General features: G+C 53.8%; 21 protein-coding genes. 15 read left to right on the top strand and 6 right to left on the bottom strand.

Annotated features, from left to right (window positions below; translation table 11 throughout):
* Positions 1–5 precede the first annotated feature (5 nt).
* Positions 6–713 carry a lytic transglycosylase domain-containing protein gene (locus NFU03_RS00360; protein ID WP_251635127.1) on the bottom strand — a complete coding sequence of 236 codons (708 nt, stop codon included), beginning with the start codon at positions 711–713 and terminating at the stop codon, positions 6–8.
* Positions 714–870: 157 nt separating this feature from the next.
* Between NFU03_RS00360 and NFU03_RS00365 the strand changes: the two genes are divergently transcribed.
* Genes NFU03_RS00365 through NFU03_RS00380 form a run of 4 tightly spaced genes read left to right on the top strand, consistent with a single transcriptional unit; the run spans position 871 to position 3,680 of the window.
* Positions 871–1,260 (top strand): UPF0738 family protein, encoded by a 390-nt coding sequence (locus tag NFU03_RS00365; protein WP_251635128.1) that lies wholly within the window; start codon positions 871–873, stop codon positions 1,258–1,260.
* A 23-nt stretch (positions 1,261–1,283) separates the two neighbouring features.
* Entirely contained in the window at positions 1,284–1,961 is a 678-nt protein-coding gene (yjbM, locus tag NFU03_RS00370; protein WP_251635129.1) for a GTP diphosphokinase, read from the top strand.
* Positions 1,958–2,764, top strand: a complete 807-nt coding sequence (locus tag NFU03_RS00375; RefSeq protein WP_251635130.1) for an NAD kinase — start codon at positions 1,958–1,960, stop codon at positions 2,762–2,764. Before yjbM ends, NFU03_RS00375 begins: the two co-directional genes overlap by 4 nt.
* Positions 2,748–3,680 (top strand): RluA family pseudouridine synthase, encoded by a 933-nt coding sequence (locus tag NFU03_RS00380; protein WP_309296242.1) that lies wholly within the window; start codon positions 2,748–2,750, stop codon positions 3,678–3,680. The genes NFU03_RS00375 and NFU03_RS00380 overlap by 17 nt, the downstream gene beginning before the upstream one ends.
* On the opposite strand, the gene prpE is transcribed toward NFU03_RS00380, so the two are convergent.
* Complete coding sequence (gene prpE, locus NFU03_RS00385; RefSeq protein WP_251635132.1) at positions 3,668–4,408, bottom strand: bis(5'-nucleosyl)-tetraphosphatase PrpE; 741 nt, start codon at positions 4,406–4,408, stop codon at positions 3,668–3,670. The two genes, NFU03_RS00380 and prpE, sit on opposite strands and share 13 nt — an antisense overlap.
* Positions 4,409–4,500: 92 nt before the next feature.
* Here prpE and mgtE point away from each other — a divergent pair, with 92 nt between their 5' ends.
* Positions 4,501–5,874 (top strand): magnesium transporter, encoded by a 1,374-nt coding sequence (gene mgtE, locus NFU03_RS00390; protein WP_251635133.1) that lies wholly within the window; start codon positions 4,501–4,503, stop codon positions 5,872–5,874.
* Between the two features lie 49 nt (positions 5,875–5,923).
* Positions 5,924–6,334, top strand: coding sequence for a hypothetical protein (locus tag NFU03_RS00395; RefSeq protein WP_251635135.1), 411 nt, complete (start codon positions 5,924–5,926; stop codon positions 6,332–6,334).
* Between the two features lie 101 nt (positions 6,335–6,435).
* Here the strand turns inward: NFU03_RS00395 and NFU03_RS00400 are convergent, their stop codons facing one another.
* Entirely contained in the window at positions 6,436–7,008 is a 573-nt protein-coding gene (locus NFU03_RS00400) for a CotY/CotZ family spore coat protein (protein WP_251635137.1), read from the bottom strand.
* Between the two features lie 124 nt (positions 7,009–7,132).
* Here NFU03_RS00400 and NFU03_RS00405 point away from each other — a divergent pair, with 124 nt between their 5' ends.
* The 7 genes from NFU03_RS00405 (at position 7,133) to NFU03_RS00435 (ending at position 10,264) form a co-directional block, all read left to right on the top strand.
* On the top strand, positions 7,133–7,534 hold the full coding sequence (locus tag NFU03_RS00405) for a hypothetical protein (protein WP_251635139.1): 402 nt from the start codon (positions 7,133–7,135) through the stop codon (positions 7,532–7,534).
* On the top strand, positions 7,534–7,989 hold the full coding sequence (gene spoVAC / locus NFU03_RS00410) for a stage V sporulation protein AC (RefSeq protein ID WP_251635141.1): 456 nt from the start codon (positions 7,534–7,536) through the stop codon (positions 7,987–7,989). Before NFU03_RS00405 ends, spoVAC begins: the two co-directional genes overlap by 1 nt.
* Positions 7,983–8,990, top strand: coding sequence for a beta-ketoacyl-[acyl-carrier-protein] synthase family protein (locus NFU03_RS00415; RefSeq protein WP_251635143.1), 1,008 nt, complete (start codon positions 7,983–7,985; stop codon positions 8,988–8,990). Before spoVAC ends, NFU03_RS00415 begins: the two co-directional genes overlap by 7 nt.
* A 10-nt stretch (positions 8,991–9,000) precedes the next feature.
* On the top strand, positions 9,001–9,363 hold the full coding sequence (spoVAE, locus tag NFU03_RS00420; protein WP_251635145.1) for a stage V sporulation protein AE: 363 nt from the start codon (positions 9,001–9,003) through the stop codon (positions 9,361–9,363).
* A gap of 90 nt (positions 9,364–9,453) precedes the next feature.
* Positions 9,454–9,591 (top strand): YjcZ family sporulation protein, encoded by a 138-nt coding sequence (locus NFU03_RS00425; RefSeq protein WP_251635147.1) that lies wholly within the window; start codon positions 9,454–9,456, stop codon positions 9,589–9,591.
* 21 nt (positions 9,592–9,612) lie between these two features.
* Positions 9,613–9,864: a stage VI sporulation protein F gene (locus tag NFU03_RS00430; RefSeq protein ID WP_251635149.1), complete on the top strand. Its 252-nt coding sequence runs from the start codon at positions 9,613–9,615 to the stop codon at positions 9,862–9,864.
* 82 nt (positions 9,865–9,946) lie between these two features.
* Positions 9,947–10,264 (top strand): hypothetical protein, encoded by a 318-nt coding sequence (locus tag NFU03_RS00435; protein WP_251635150.1) that lies wholly within the window; start codon positions 9,947–9,949, stop codon positions 10,262–10,264.
* A 58-nt stretch (positions 10,265–10,322) separates the two neighbouring features.
* On the opposite strand, the gene NFU03_RS00440 is transcribed toward NFU03_RS00435, so the two are convergent.
* The 3 genes from NFU03_RS00440 to NFU03_RS00450 form a co-directional block, all read right to left on the bottom strand.
* Positions 10,323–10,763: a GNAT family N-acetyltransferase gene (locus tag NFU03_RS00440; protein ID WP_251635151.1), complete on the bottom strand. Its 441-nt coding sequence runs from the start codon at positions 10,761–10,763 to the stop codon at positions 10,323–10,325.
* A gap of 1 nt (position 10,764) precedes the next feature.
* On the bottom strand, positions 10,765–11,283 hold the full coding sequence (locus NFU03_RS00445; RefSeq protein ID WP_251635152.1) for a YjcG family protein: 519 nt from the start codon (positions 11,281–11,283) through the stop codon (positions 10,765–10,767).
* 76 nt (positions 11,284–11,359) lie between these two features.
* The gene (locus NFU03_RS00450) at positions 11,360–12,082 is read right to left on the bottom strand and encodes an alpha/beta hydrolase (RefSeq protein WP_251635153.1); all 723 of its coding nucleotides are present in this window, start codon (positions 12,080–12,082) and stop codon (positions 11,360–11,362) included.
* 119 nt (positions 12,083–12,201) lie between these two features.
* Here NFU03_RS00450 and NFU03_RS00455 point away from each other — a divergent pair, with 119 nt between their 5' ends.
* Both NFU03_RS00455 and NFU03_RS00460 read left to right on the top strand, forming a co-directional pair.
* Positions 12,202–12,753, top strand: a complete 552-nt coding sequence (locus tag NFU03_RS00455; RefSeq protein ID WP_251635154.1) for a phosphatidylglycerophosphatase A family protein — start codon at positions 12,202–12,204, stop codon at positions 12,751–12,753.
* 217 nt (positions 12,754–12,970) lie between these two features.
* A complete protein-coding gene (locus NFU03_RS00460) occupies positions 12,971–13,966 on the top strand; it encodes a TAXI family TRAP transporter solute-binding subunit (RefSeq protein WP_251635155.1) in 996 nt (331 codons plus the stop codon).
* The last annotated feature ends 64 nt before the right edge of the window (positions 13,967–14,030 follow it).

Genomic DNA, 14,030 nt, shown 5'->3' on the forward strand with positions numbered 1-14,030 from the left:
TCCTGTCATGCGTTATACGTATTATAGTTGTTCATCACTTTCGTAACATAGTTCTGTGTCTCGCGGAATGGAGGCACGCCGCCGTATTTCCGGACGTTCCCGGGACCGGCATTGTAGGCTGCGAGGGACAGCTTCATGTCGCCGCCGAATTGGTTGAGCATCTGCCGCAAATACTTCGCGCCGCCCATAATGTTCTGTTCGGGGTCGCTCGCGTCGTCCACTCCGAGGAACCTGGCTGTGCCCGGCATGAGCTGCATGAGACCACGGGCGCCGGCATGACTGACGGAGTCGTTGTTGAAGTTCGATTCTTGCTTGATGACTGCGGCAATCAGGGCCGGCGGGACATTATACTGTTTGGCTGCCTTGTCGATGAGCGGAGCGTATGCCGTGTTGACGCTTCCTCCGTTGTAGACGAGAGGAGGCCGGCTCGCCGTCGTCCGGTCGATCACCTGCATGGCGTCCGCCATCGTGTTCACTTGTGGAATCGGCTGGAAGGAGAACGGCACGGTCCCTTGAGGAGCCTGGAGACTGCCGAGTGCAGATGCGGAAAAGCCTGATAGCGCGTCCGTCACTGAGGGATCGCCCGTCATTTCTGCCATCAGCGTCTGGAAAAATTCTGTGTTGGCGGCTCCGGGTTCCGCTGCCGACCGGACTGCGCCGAGTGTCTGGAGGGAATTGAGTTCAAAAAGTGTACGAATTATCTGCGTATCCATACCGATCGGTCCTTTCGATGTCCATGATTATCCGTGGCCTATCCAGTTCTTCTTTCAGTATATCAATTTACAGTTCGAAAGCATAATCCCAACTGCAACGCGGGGCACTCTATGGTAAACTATCTGTACTGAACGTAAGGGAAGGGACGAAAAACTTGTGCGTATAGAATATCGGATTACAAACGGATATGTGAAGGATGGAACGGTCACTTTCACCTATGAAGGACCCGCAGAACAGCTCGGCCAGCAGCCTGCCGGTAAAATGATCACGGATTCGGATGAGGGGACGTTTGTCTATTTGTTTGAAGACGGGGAAGACTATAAGTATCTTCACTTTACGCAGGGCGTCTGGCCGCTCATGCAGCTGCTCTCAGCAGGCAGCCAGGACCCGATGCTCGCCTGCAGCGATGCTGAGATCGTACTGAACGGGTTCACGGAGGAGCTGACGATGCTCGTCTTCAATATCGAAGGGAACGGGAATTACGGGGAGACGTTCATGCTTGCGGTCGAGGAGGCATTTGCGGATACGCTGCAGACGATGGGGTGACTGAGGAGAGGGAGGCGGCTCAAATGAGAATGTGGAATGATTTTCTAGCTCCCTATAAGCAGGCCGTGGTAGAGCTGAAAGTGAAACTGAAAGGGCTCCGGCACCAATATAAGCTGGAGGACCGTCATGCCCCTGTCGAATTCGTGACAGGACGGCTGAAACCGCTCGCGAGCATCTATGACAAAACCCTTGAAAAGGGAATCCCGTTCGAGCCTTCACAGGAACTCGAGAGGGAAGTCCCCGATATCGCCGGACTGCGGATCATGTGCCAGTTCGTCGATGACATCGGAAGTGTCGTCAACATGCTGCGGGAGCGTAAAGATATGCGGATTGTCGAAGAGCGCGACTACATATCACACAAAAAGAAGAGCGGATACCGTTCGTACCATATCATCATCGAGTATCCGGTCCAGACGATCCATGGGGAAAAGTCGGTGCTTGCGGAAATCCAGATCCGGACGCTTGCCATGAATTTCTGGGCGTCGATCGAGCATTCGCTGAATTACAAGTACCAGGGGGAGCTTCCGGACGTCATACGCCAGCGGCTGGAAGGGGCGGCGGAGGCTGCATTCCGGCTCGATGAGGAAATGTCGCTTATCCGTGATGAAATCCACGAAGCCCAGACGTACTTCAGCTCCTTCAAGGAAACGGAAAAACGGGATATCCAGGACACTACATGGAAAGGGGAGACGGACTTATGAAATTTGCGATTGAATCACGCGGCGATGACTTGTCGAACCGGCTGATGTCGGAAGCGAAGGAATATTTGACGGAATTCGGGCTCATCTATGATGATCTGGAACCGGACATCGTGCTGTCGATCGGCGGGGACGGCACACTGCTCCACGGCTTTCACAAATACGTCCACCGCGTCAAAGAGACAGCATTCGTCGGGATCCATACGGGACATCTCGGGTTCTATGCCGATTGGAAGCCTGAGGAGATCGAGAAGCTTGTCATCATGATCGCCCGCAAGGATTACCACGTCGTCCAGTATCCGCTGCTTGAAGTCGAAATCACTTACACGCATTCGGAGGAGACGTCGACGTATCTTGCCCTCAACGAATCGACGATCAAGTCGCCGGAAGTGACACTCGTCATGGATGTCGAATTGAACGGCGCCCATTTCGAACGGTTCCGCGGCGATGGACTCTGCATGTCGACGCCTTCAGGTTCGACCGCCTACAGTAAATCGCTGAACGGGGCGATCCTCCACCCGTCGTTATCGTGCATGCAGCTGACGGAAATGGCCTCCATCAACAACAGGGTGTTCCGGACAGTCGGTTCCCCGCTCGTGCTGCCTGCCCATCACGCGTGCCTGCTGAAACCCGTCAAAGGGCCGGACTTCATGGTGACGGTCGACCATCTGCAGCTTCTGCAGAAAGATGTGAAATCCATCCAGTACAAAGTATCGAAAGAAAAGATCTCGTTCGCACGCTTCCGTCCATTCCCGTTCTGGAAACGAGTGTCCGAATCATTTGTCGCAAGTGAAGAAGAAAAGTGAAGGCACACCGCTCTGCCTGACATTCACAGCAGATGAACCGATCCTGCTTCGCGATCTGCTCAATCAGAATGAGCTTTCGAAACGGGCGATCACGGCCATCAAATACAGCGGCGGCCGGATTGCAGTGAACAGCGTGGAACGGACAGTGCGCTGGATGCTCAGCGCGGGCGACGAAGTCACCGTCGAGTTCCCGCCTGAACAGCTGGCGGACGGCCTGATTGCCGAACCGGGCTACCTCGCTGTCCTTTACGAGGATGAAGCTCTGCTGGTCATCGATAAACCAGCCGGGCAGGGGACGATCCCTTCCCGCAACCAGCCTTCCGGGACACTTGCGAACGTGGTTGCAGGCAAGTATGAACGTGACGGCCACCAGGCGACCGTCCATGTCGTGACCCGTCTCGACACGGACACGTCCGGCGTCGTCTGCATCGCGAAAAACCGCCATATCCATCACCTGCTCAGCAGCCAGATGCAGCAGACAGGGATCGACAGGCGGTATAGGGCGCTGGTGAGCGGGATTTTGGATGGAGACGATTACCGTATCGAGGAGCCGATCGGCAGGAAAGACGGCAGCATCATCGAGCGGACTGTCCGTCCCGACGGCCAGTATGCAAGGACGGACGTCCGGGTCACCGGCCGCTATTCACTGAAGGGCGAGCTGTTCACTGCCGTCGAACTGCAGTTGCATACTGGCCGCACCCATCAGATCCGCGTGCATATGGCCCACGCCGGTCATCCGCTCCTCGGGGATGATCTGTACGGCGGTCCGTGCGCATTGCTGTCCCGTCAGGCGCTCCACTGTGCTCGTGTTTCGTTCATCCATCCGACGGAACGGCACCAGGTCACGTTCCAAAGCAGCCTTCCGGACGATCTCGCGGAGCTGCTGGCGGCGGCTTCCCTCCATCAGGAGGAATAATCTGTAAACTTTTCGGGCTGGAACGGCTGGCGGGAGGGGACTGAGACGATCTCCTTCTCCGGCCAGCGGAAAGCGGTCAATGATCCGCCGAATACGCAGCCGGTATCGATGTTGACCGTGTTACCGGTGAAGCGCGGTTCCCTGACAGGGGTGTGACCGTAGACGATCCACGGATTTCCTTTGTAGGACGCTGCCCAGTCCCTTCTGACCGGACGGCCGTCGGGGAGCGTCTCACCGGTAACATCCCCATACAGGACGAATGTCTTCATCGACCCGGATGGCTTGGCACCGATCATGCGCTCGGGCAACCCTGCGTGGGCGACGATGAGACTGCCGCCGTCCAGCGACAGATAGAGCGGCAGTTTCTCATAGAACCGTCTGTAACGGGAGAGAACCGCCTGACGCTCGTCCGGCGGCAGTGCATCGAGTTCCGCCACTGTCGTCTCGAGTCCGTGGGTCTGCTGGACGTTGTTCCCTTTGGCATACCGGTACAGTTTGTTGCAATGATTTCCCGGGGAATAATGAAGTTTGCCGCTGTCCTGCAGGGCAAACAGCAGCTGCAGGACGCGGAGGGAATCCGGGCCGCGGTCCATGCCGTCCCCGACGAAAACGGGGGAGCGGCCGTCCGGATGGATTGGAATGCCGCTTTCCAGGGAATAGCCGAGCACAGACAGCAACTCAGTCAGCTCATCATAACACCCATGAATATCACCAATCATATCAAACATACAGGTCCACTCCTTTTCAAGGTAGTATTCACACACTACTGCTGAGTATACAGGAGGCTGGCTGAACAGCGAAGAGGAAGGATGGTGCAGCCATGGAAACAACAGAAGACCGTAAAGATGAGGTGGATTTCGATGAGACGAAGCTTATCGAAGACCTGAGGCAGCAGGATATCAAGGCCTTCCGGGACGAATATCTGCTGCTGCATCCATACGACCGTGCCGTGTTCTACGAAAAAGCCGGCCAGGAATTGCGGAAGATCATGTATTATTTCCTTTCGCCGAAAGAGATGGCTGAAATCTTCGAGACAAGTGAAATCGAAGAGAACGAATACGAAGAGTTCCTTCAGGAGATGGAGGCGACGTATGCCGCAGAGATGATTTCCTACATGTTTGTGGATAACGCGGTCGATGTCCTGAAAGAACTCGATAAGGCCCAAAGTGTCAGTTATCTGACGCTCATGAACAAAGAGGCAGCTGCACAGATCAAAGAACTGCTGCATTATGAAGAATATACTGCCGGCTCCATCATGACGACGGAGTACGTCACCGTACCGCAAAACTCGACGGTCCGTTCCGCTATGAATATTTTGCGGATCCAGGCACCGAGTGCGGAAACAATCTATTATGTATTCGTCGTGGATGATGATAATGTGCTGACAGGCGTCGTCTCGCTCCGGGATCTCATCACCTCGGAGGAGGACGTCCTCATCCGTTCCATCATGAACGAACGGGTCGTCAGTGTCCTCGTTTCGGACGATCAGGAAGACGTGGCACGCACGACACAGGACTATAACCTCCTCGCCGTGCCGGTCGTCGACTTCCAGCAGCACATCCTCGGAATCGTCACTGTCGATGACGTGATCGATGTCCTGGAAGAGGAAGCATCGGATGACTACTCGAAACTCGCCGGTGTTTCCAATATGGATACTTTTGACAAAAATTCATTTTCTGCAGCGAAGAAACGGGTGCCGTGGCTGATTATCCTGCTAATCCTCGGCATGATCACCGCAAATCTGATCGACATGTTCACTGATACGATCTCACAAGTGGCCCTGCTCGCAGCATTCATCCCGCTCATTGCGGGAACTGCCGGAAACAGCGGCACCCAGGCATTGGCGGTCGCCGTACGCGGTATCGCAACTCGGGATATCGAAGAGGAAAGCAAGTTCAAGCTGCTTCTCAGGGAAGCGGGCACCGGAATCATCACCGGACTGATCTGCGGGGTGTTCGTGATCGGCCTGATCTTTTTCTGGAAGGGCGAACTGATCATCGGCATGCTCGTAGGCGCAGCAATATTCGTTTCGATCTTCGCAGCGACGATTTCCGGTTCCTTCATCCCGCTGTTCATGCACAAAATGAAGATCGACCCAGCTGTCGCCTCCGGGCCGTTCATCACGACACTGAACGACCTGATCAGTATTCTGATCTACCTCGGCCTTGCAACGGCGTTCATCAGCAAGTTGTGAAATTCCCGTCACCCCTAGGCGTTTAGCGCATAGTATACGGGTAGAGGAGGTGGCGCTGATTTCACTCCAAGCTCCGCTGCTGTTCATCGACGGGCCGCCATTGGTGATGGTCGTACAGGTTGAAAAAGACGAAAGTACTGCGATTTACGAGTCTGTGGATCATGCTGCCGAAGAACCGGCAGCTGATCTGCAGGCGGTGCAGGAAGCATCCGGCCGGCTTCCCGCCGAACGTGAAGTCGTCCGGAAGCTCCGCTATCTCGCGGAGCCTTTCCCGCAGAAAGCGTACCGGCCCCTGCAGTTTTCCGTCGCCGGCCAGCTGCTGACGGGTGATCTCCTGTCGATCACCGACACGGAAGTTGCTGTCAAAGTGACGGAAGAGAGCCAGTCGCTCGAGGAGATCCGCACACTCGGTCTTGAGTCGATCGAGGAAGTCTATTGGAAAGGTCAGCCTTTCCGGTGATCGAGACAGCCCCGCCTGAACATAGGCGGGGCTGTTTCTGCATGAAAAAAAGACTGCCGTCATGGCAGTCTTTTTCAGCATCCGCGGGAGCGTGATGGTTGTTACGTCGTTGTTGGAGGACACTGTGTGACATATGTGTCCGTAATGCATTGAATCGCACAGAAGCAATTCAAGTCGACAGTGATACACGATTTTGTTGCACGGAAGCTCACGACTGAACAGAGTTTTTCCAAGCAGATTTTGTCGCAATCGATCAGTTTGACCGGGTTGCCGCTCGCATCGAGCGGTTCGAGGACCATCAGTGTCGCACAGCAGTCGTCAAAGATATTCTGAACTCTGAAAAATACGGAGAAGCAATTGCCGATTGCCGGTGAAGTGCCGGGCTTCGGTCTATGGTGTGAATCGTTTGAACTGACTGGACGGTACATCGACTTGAAGAAGTCGCCGTCCTCCGTCAGCAATGAGAACACCCGCGTGTTGAACCGTTCGTTCGCCGGGCTTACCAAACTGCCGAGCGGCCGCATGAAACAGTCTGTATCACAATCGAAGCAGTCCTCATCCCGGTGAGTATCCTGCAGCCGTTTAATGAAGCGCACCGCCTCACATACACAATGACCGTGCGTCGGTGACTTCTTTTCCCCCTGGTTTTCGTTTCTTCCACATCCACAACTCATGAATCATTTCCTCCTTTCGTTTGATCCCTATACCTTATGGCAGAATAGGACGTACTGACAGGGCGTCTGTACGCGTGTGAATAAAACGCAGGGGAAGCAGGCATACTGGAGGGAAAAGGAGGGGATGGGCATTCGTAACTGGCTTATTCTCGGCATCATCATCTGCCTGCTGACAGGCTGTTCGTCGAAAGTCGGCTTCAAGACGGTCAACACGACGGAAGAGGACGGAAAACAGGCGGAAGCGATCCTGGAAGACGACCCGCGCATTAAGAACGCGGTTCTCCTGATTCATGATGACCGTCTCATCGCAGGATTGAGGGTCAACACGTTCGACCGGTTCCGGAAACGGACCATTGCAAAAGAGGTGGGCGACCAGTTCAAGGAGCTGTATCCCGGGATGGATATCACCGTCTCTGCCGACAGTAAAGTGTTCTTGGAGACAAATAAGCTGATTGAACAGCAGAACAAGGACAACTACACGAAAAAGATGAAAAAATTGAGCAAACTTGTAAAGGAAGAGACCTGATGGATGAGAAAAAGTACCAGCAGCTGGAACAGCAGCTCACACCGAAACCCGCTTATTTGAAAAACTGCCTTGCCGCATTCATCACCGGAGGCTTCGTCTGCCTGATCGGCCAGTTCGTTGCACTTTTCTATATTACTTTCTTCGACTTCACGGAACGGACGGCGAGCAATCCGACAGTCGCGACGATGATCTTCTTTGCGATGCTGCTGACAGGGTTCGGCGTGTATAAGAAGTTCGCCCAGTTTGCCGGCGCCGGCAGTGCAGTTCCGATCACCGGATTCGGCAACGCGGTCGTCTCCTCGGCGATCGAGCACCGTTCTGAAGGGTATGTGCTCGGGGTTGGGGGCAATATGTTCAAGCTGGCAGGGTCCGTCATCCTCTACGGGGTATTCTCGGCATTTGCCGTCGCGCTCATCAAGTCGATATTGGTCGCGTTAGGAGTGATTTCATGGTGAACGGACGGGGTCTCCTCACATTCGCTTCCCAGCCCGTCGTCGTTGCGACAGGCGTGACGGTCGGGCCGCTGGAAGAGAAGAAAAGTCCTTTTGCGAAGTATGCCGATAAGCAATATGAAGACGAACGGTGCGGCTTGAAGACGAATGAGCAGGCACACGCCAGGATGATGGAGGAAGCCGTCAAAATAGCGTTATCCAAAGTGGATAAAACACCTGCGGATGCCCAGTTCCTGCTCATCGGCGATCTGGTGAACGAAATGACGCCTTCCAATTTTGCAGCCGGCACGGTCGGCATTCCGTATATGGGGATGTTTTCAGCGTGCGCTACGTCGGTCTCCACGCTGCTGACGGCAGCCCTTCTGACGGAAGCCGGCATGGCGGATCTCGTGATTGCGGGATCGGCCAGCCAGCACAACGCCATCGAACGGCAGTTCCGGTATCCGCTGCAGTACGGGAGCCAGAAGGGTGCAACGGCACAATGGACCGCAACGGCAGCGGGAGCAGCGGCCGTCACGCCTTACATCGCAGGCGCGCCCGTCATCACGTGCGGAACGGTCGGTGTCGTGACGGATTTGGGTATGACAGACCCTCTCAATATGGGAGCCGCCATGGCGCCGGCTGCGGCGGACACATTCAAACGCCATCTGGACGGTCACGGAAAAACGCTGGAAGATTACGATCTCGTCATGACCGGTGACTTAGGGAAAATCGGATTCGAACTGTTCAAAACACTGCTTGACCGGTGGGAGTATAACGTCTCCCATACGTTCCGGGACGCGGGTGCGGAATATTACGGCAAACACCCCGAGTTCCTCGCAGGCGCCAGCGGTTCCGGCTGCTCGGCTTCCGTCTACTTTTCGGAAGTGTACGACAAGCTGCTCGCCGGTCAGTACAAGCGGGTCCTTCTGATCGCGACGGGATCGCTCATGTCCCCATTATCGTACCAACAGGGGGAAACGATCCCGTGTATTGCACATGCAGTGGAAATTGAGATGAAATGAGGGAGCGCGTATGCTATCCATCTATATAACGAGCTTCATCGTCGGCGGGCTGATCTGTGTGATCGGCCAGCTGATGATGGATGTCGGAAAACTGACGCCCGCCCATACGCTCTGTACGCTTGTCGTGGCGGGATCGATATTGGACGGTTTCGGACTATACGAACCGTTGATCGACTTTGCAGGAACAGGGGCCACGATCCCCATTACGTCGTTCGGCAATGCGCTGACACATGGTGCCCTCGCCGAAGCCGAGAAGCATGGGATCATTGGCGTCCTGACGGGGATGTTCGAGGTGACGAGTTCCGGCATCAGTGCGGCCATCGTATTCGGTTTCATCGCGTCCTTCCTGTTCAAATCGAAACGCACCATCTGAAAACGTAAAGAAAACCGGAAATGCACAAATGTCCCGCCCGCTTCTCCCTCCCGATGCATACGATAGGGAGAAGAGAGGGGGGATTTTCTTATGTTCGGGAACAATTGCTATGGCGGACCTCGTTACGAAGAATATCGTGAGTGTGGGAATAACCGCGGCGGTTCGACATTCGTGCTGCTTGTCGTGCTGTTCATCCTGCTGATTATTGTCGGGAGTACGTTTTGCTAAATGAGAGGGGGAACAGGGAGTATGAATGACTCCTTCTTCAAGAGAATCGAATCGAAAACCGGGGTTCCGATGGAAGAGGTTTTCGCACTTGCGAATGCGATCCAGCATGCGGACTTCCAAGATGAAAACCAAGTGAGGAAAATCATCCGGAATGTCGGCCAGCTTGCCAACAAGAACGTGCCGCCTCACTTGGAAGATGAGCTCGTCAATTCCCTTCTGGCGAGCGGCCAGTCGGTCAATTTGGCGGACATTCAAAAAATGCTCGGAAAATAATCAGTTTCGATGTTTACCAGTGTGGAGAAACGGGTATCTAAGTAAAACCAACAATGACTTTTTTCGAGGGAGGGTGCAGGGGATGGGATACCAGCTGCCGATACAGCCGATTCAATCACAGATCTACGCAAACCGAATGGAGAATGCTTCTCCGAACTTCGCCTATATTGACCGGGTGCAATCAGTGAAACTGCAGACAGAATATGAGGAGTGGCAGAAAGTCCATCGGCGCGAAGAGCGTTTGAATCAGGCCGTTTCCCGGGAGTCCGGTAATCAGCCTGCACCCCGGCAGCCGCTGCCGCCTGCGAAGAATGGGTTCATCCGCCCGAATCCGGCGGGCTTGTCGAAAGAAGTGGCAATCGTCGTCGGAAAAGGGATGGCAGTCAACGAATACGCATAATACCCGCCATACAGGAAAACCCCCGTTCCATAATCGGAATGGGGGTTTTCGTGTTGAGTTACATTGCTGTGGTTACCGTTTTCTCCATGGCACGGTGCGGAATGTCCGCGTCCATGAATTCAGGGGAAGTGACCGTATACCCGAGTTTTTCGTAGAAAGGGACAGCGTACGACTGGGCATTCAGCACAATCTTGCTGAGCCCGGTCTTCGCCGCCTGTTCTTCCAACGCGTGCATGATCAAGTTACCGAGATGCTTTCCGCGGTATTCTTTCAATACACAGACGCGTTCCACTTTGCCGATGTCCTCGGACGTACTGCGGATTCGCCCTGCAGCGATCGCTTTCCCGCCGTCATAGACGACGAAGTGGGACGCTGTCTGGTCGAAATCATCGAGTTCCAGCGTCAGCGGAACACCCTGTTCCTCGACGAACACTTTTTTACGGACGGTGAACGCGTCTTCCCGTTCGTTCTCCGACACAGCAATCTTCACATCGTACAAATCAGTTATCCTCTTGCAGATGGAAAGTTTCGTAAACTGTCCAAGATCCATCGTCGAGCTGGTAGAGTAAGTGGAAACGGTCGATCGTCTCTGTGTGGTCCACGCCGATCATCTTCAGCTGGCCGATGATATCATCGTGCTCTCCGGATGTGAGATCCTGCGCAATCGTGACGTGAGGGACGAACGAATATTTTGGAAGTCCTCCGAAAAAGTCATCGTTGTTCAACGCGTCGTGCAAGGATGACAGTTCCTCATTCGGATTCACTTTAAAGTATATTGTGTTCGTGATCGGTGCGAATGTGCTCACTTTCGACACGTTCAATTCAAACGGTTTCTTGTTTCTTGCCACTTTACGGATCGCTTCCGCCACTTGACGGATTTCACGCTCATCCGCTTCGAACACTTCTTTGAGTGTCATGTGAGGTGTTATTTTGGAATAGCGGGGGTCATAGCGCTTGCGGTACCCGTTGGCTAAGTCTTGCAGTTGTTTGGAAGGAAATGCGACTACTCCATACTTCATGTGAAAAACCTCCTTAGGAAAGTAAATACACTTCTGCCATCAAGTATAGCAGAACTGTTGCAAATTGTCCGAGTGATTATTGACCGAATACCATCTGGACAGCGCGACGTACATCAGGCTGCCAGTATTTCCACGTGTGGTCCCCTTTAAATTCTTCATAGAAGTACGGAAACCCTTTATTCTCGAATAATTGTTTTGCCTGTCGGTTCGGTGTCAGGAAATCCTGCTTGCCGTCGGCTGTCGTGACGACTTCCGTCTCTCCGGTGCCGATGACATGGTACACGGACAGCTGCTCGGGAGTTTTCGCGGATTCGATCGCTTCCAGCACAGTTTCATCGACATAAGGCGACTGGAGGATGACACGGCTGAAACAGTTCGGATATTGCAATGCGGTCTGCAGGGACACGGTCGCAGCGAGCGAATCACCGATCAGCGCACGGCCGCCGCCGACTTGGTAGGTCGGATACTCGCTGTCGATATACGGTACAAGCTCGTGGGCGAGGAAGCGGATATAGTCTTTCTGGCGGTCGCCGTCCGGATGATACAGACGACGGCGTTCCGCTACCGACTTGTACGGGATGCCGACGACGATGACGTTCTCGATCTCCTCCTTCGACATATACTCCTCGACGACTTTGCCGATCCGTCCATATTGGAAGTAATCCTTGCCGTCTGAAGCGAACAGGACTGCGTATTTCAAGAGCGGGGTGAAATTGGCAGGCAGGTAGATGAGCAGCTCCATCTCCTCCTGAAGGGCCTCGCTGTAGAATTGGATGTCATGGATCTTGCCTTGTGTCATGGGACAGCCTCCTTTTTCGGTTCTGCTACAGAAGATTGTAACATACGATACAGAGAGGGTATAATGTGCAGAACCGCCAGACGCTGGCGAAACGAATCACAAGAAGGGGATGGATGATCATGTTTGACGGAGAGAGTAAAGTACGCTCGGAAGTGATCGCGAAAGCGACCCGGGAAGCACTGGAGCGGCGCGGTGTCCAGCTTGAGGATATTGCGAAAATCGTCTACGAAATGCAAGCACCCTATAATCAGGAACTGCAGTTTGAACAGTGTGTGGATTCGGTCGTCAACGTTCTGAGGAAGCGGGAACTGCAGCATGCCATCCTCGTCGGCATCGAATTGGACGAGCTGTGCGAACAGAAGAAACTTTCTTCGCCCCTGCAGGAAATCGTCGAATCGGACGAAGGCCTGTTCGGGGTGGACGAAACGATCGCACTCGGCGCCGTATTCACTTACGGATCGATCGCCGTGACGACGTTCGGCCACTTGGACAAAAACAAAATCGGCATCATCAACGATCTCGATACGAAAAAAGGCGATCACTGCCATACATTCCTGGATGACCTCGTCGCGAGTGTCGCTTCGTGCGCAGCTGCGCGGATCGCCCACCGTTCACGCGACCTCGAAGAAGCGGGACTAACGTTCGAGGACGTCCGGGACGCTGCAAAGTAACAAATACCCGGCCAGATATATGAAACAAAGTGAAATAAAGTTTCATCATCATATGACAGAAAAGCCATTCCCCGACTGCCGGAGGAATGGCTTTTTGCTGTAAATGTAATGAAACCGATTTCAAGAATTTCTGTATTCTGAAAAGGATTGACAATTGAACCCGCTTACATGCTATTATAGACTCTACTAGTGAAATAGATACCTAGGGGGTAATTGGATGAACAAGAAACTTTTTGGTCTCATCTCGATGCTGCTCATCGCAGTGTTGGCGCTTGCAGCTTGCGGCTCGGATGACGACGCGAAAAAAGACGGAGATGCAGGAGGGGACTCAAATAGCGGCGGTAAAAACCCTAAGTTCCTCAGCCTGCTGACAGGCGGCACACAAGGGACATACTACGCTCTTGGCGGCGCCATCGCTGAAAATATCCAGAAAGATACGGGTGTGAAAACGTCCGCTGAAGTATCACAGGCTTCCGCTGCCAACATGACAGCACTGAAAGACGGCGACGCTGAAATCGCTTTCGTGCAGACAGACATCGCTTACTATGCGACGGAAGGCACAATGATGTTCGAAGGGGACAAAGTCGACAACGTCTCGGCTCTCGGGGCACTTTACCCTGAAACTGTCCAGCTCGTCACACTCGAAAAAACAGGCATCAAGACATTCGACGACCTGAAAGGCAAGAAAGTATCCGTCGGTGCACCGGGATCCGGTACGTACGCGAACGCTGAACAGCTCCTTGAAATCCACGGATTGTCCATGAAAGACATCAAACCGCAGAACCTGGACTTCGGGGAATCCCAGGAAAGCCTGCAGGCAGGCCAGATCGACGCAGCGTTCATCACTGCAGGAACTCCGACTGGCGCGGTTGAAGGCTTGAATGCTGTTGCGAAAGTATTCGTTGTGCCTGTCGAAGACGACAAAGCCGACGAACTGATCAGTAAATACGAGTACTACGCGAAAGAAGTCATTCCAGCCGGAACATACGGCCTGGAAAAAGACACACCGACTGTTTCCGTCGGCGCAATGCTTGCAATCAAGAACGACGTGCCGGAAGACTTGGTTTACGAAATCACGAAAGCCATTTACGACAACGCACCGAAACTGCAGCACGCAAAAGGGAAGCTCATCAAACCGGAAACAGGTCTTGACGGAATTGGGATCCCTGTCCACCCGGGCGCACAGAAGTATTTCGATGAAGTGAACAAATAATCGTTGTGGAATGTCGGGACGGTGAGGCGATGGCTGCTTCTGCCGTCCCCTTCGTCATTCAAAA

Source organism: Sporosarcina sp. NCCP-2716 (assembly GCF_023707985.1).
Lineage (GTDB): Bacteria > Bacillota > Bacilli > Bacillales_A > Planococcaceae > Sporosarcina.

Bases quoted from the DNA above. Each gene is read 5' to 3' on its own strand.
- NFU03_RS00415 (WP_251635143.1), top strand. From the start codon at position 7,983: ATGGTGAACGGACGGGGTCTCCTCACATTCGCTTCCCAGCCCGTCGTC.
- mgtE (WP_251635133.1), top strand. From the start codon at position 4,501: ATGGAAACAACAGAAGACCGTAAAGATGAGGTGGATTTCGATGAGACG.
- NFU03_RS00400 (WP_251635137.1), bottom strand. From the start codon at position 7,008: ATGAGTTGTGGATGTGGAAGAAACGAAAACCAGGGGGAAAAGAAGTCA.
- NFU03_RS00430 (WP_251635149.1), top strand. From the start codon at position 9,613: ATGAATGACTCCTTCTTCAAGAGAATCGAATCGAAAACCGGGGTTCCG.
- NFU03_RS00375 (WP_251635130.1), top strand. From the start codon at position 1,958: ATGAAATTTGCGATTGAATCACGCGGCGATGACTTGTCGAACCGGCTG.
- NFU03_RS00360 (WP_251635127.1), bottom strand. From the start codon at position 713: ATGGATACGCAGATAATTCGTACACTTTTTGAACTCAATTCCCTCCAG.
- spoVAC (WP_251635141.1), top strand. From the start codon at position 7,534: ATGGATGAGAAAAAGTACCAGCAGCTGGAACAGCAGCTCACACCGAAA.
- NFU03_RS00450 (WP_251635153.1), bottom strand. From the start codon at position 12,082: ATGACACAAGGCAAGATCCATGACATCCAATTCTACAGCGAGGCCCTT.
- yjbM (WP_251635129.1), top strand. From the start codon at position 1,284: ATGAGAATGTGGAATGATTTTCTAGCTCCCTATAAGCAGGCCGTGGTA.
- NFU03_RS00435 (WP_251635150.1), top strand. From the start codon at position 9,947: ATGGGATACCAGCTGCCGATACAGCCGATTCAATCACAGATCTACGCA.
- NFU03_RS00405 (WP_251635139.1), top strand. From the start codon at position 7,133: ATGGGCATTCGTAACTGGCTTATTCTCGGCATCATCATCTGCCTGCTG.
- prpE (WP_251635132.1), bottom strand. From the start codon at position 4,408: ATGTTTGATATGATTGGTGATATTCATGGGTGTTATGATGAGCTGACT.
- NFU03_RS00445 (WP_251635152.1), bottom strand. From the start codon at position 11,283: ATGAAGTATGGAGTAGTCGCATTTCCTTCCAAACAACTGCAAGACTTA.
- NFU03_RS00425 (WP_251635147.1), top strand. From the start codon at position 9,454: ATGTTCGGGAACAATTGCTATGGCGGACCTCGTTACGAAGAATATCGT.
- NFU03_RS00460 (WP_251635155.1), top strand. From the start codon at position 12,971: ATGAACAAGAAACTTTTTGGTCTCATCTCGATGCTGCTCATCGCAGTG.
- NFU03_RS00455 (WP_251635154.1), top strand. From the start codon at position 12,202: ATGTTTGACGGAGAGAGTAAAGTACGCTCGGAAGTGATCGCGAAAGCG.
- spoVAE (WP_251635145.1), top strand. From the start codon at position 9,001: ATGCTATCCATCTATATAACGAGCTTCATCGTCGGCGGGCTGATCTGT.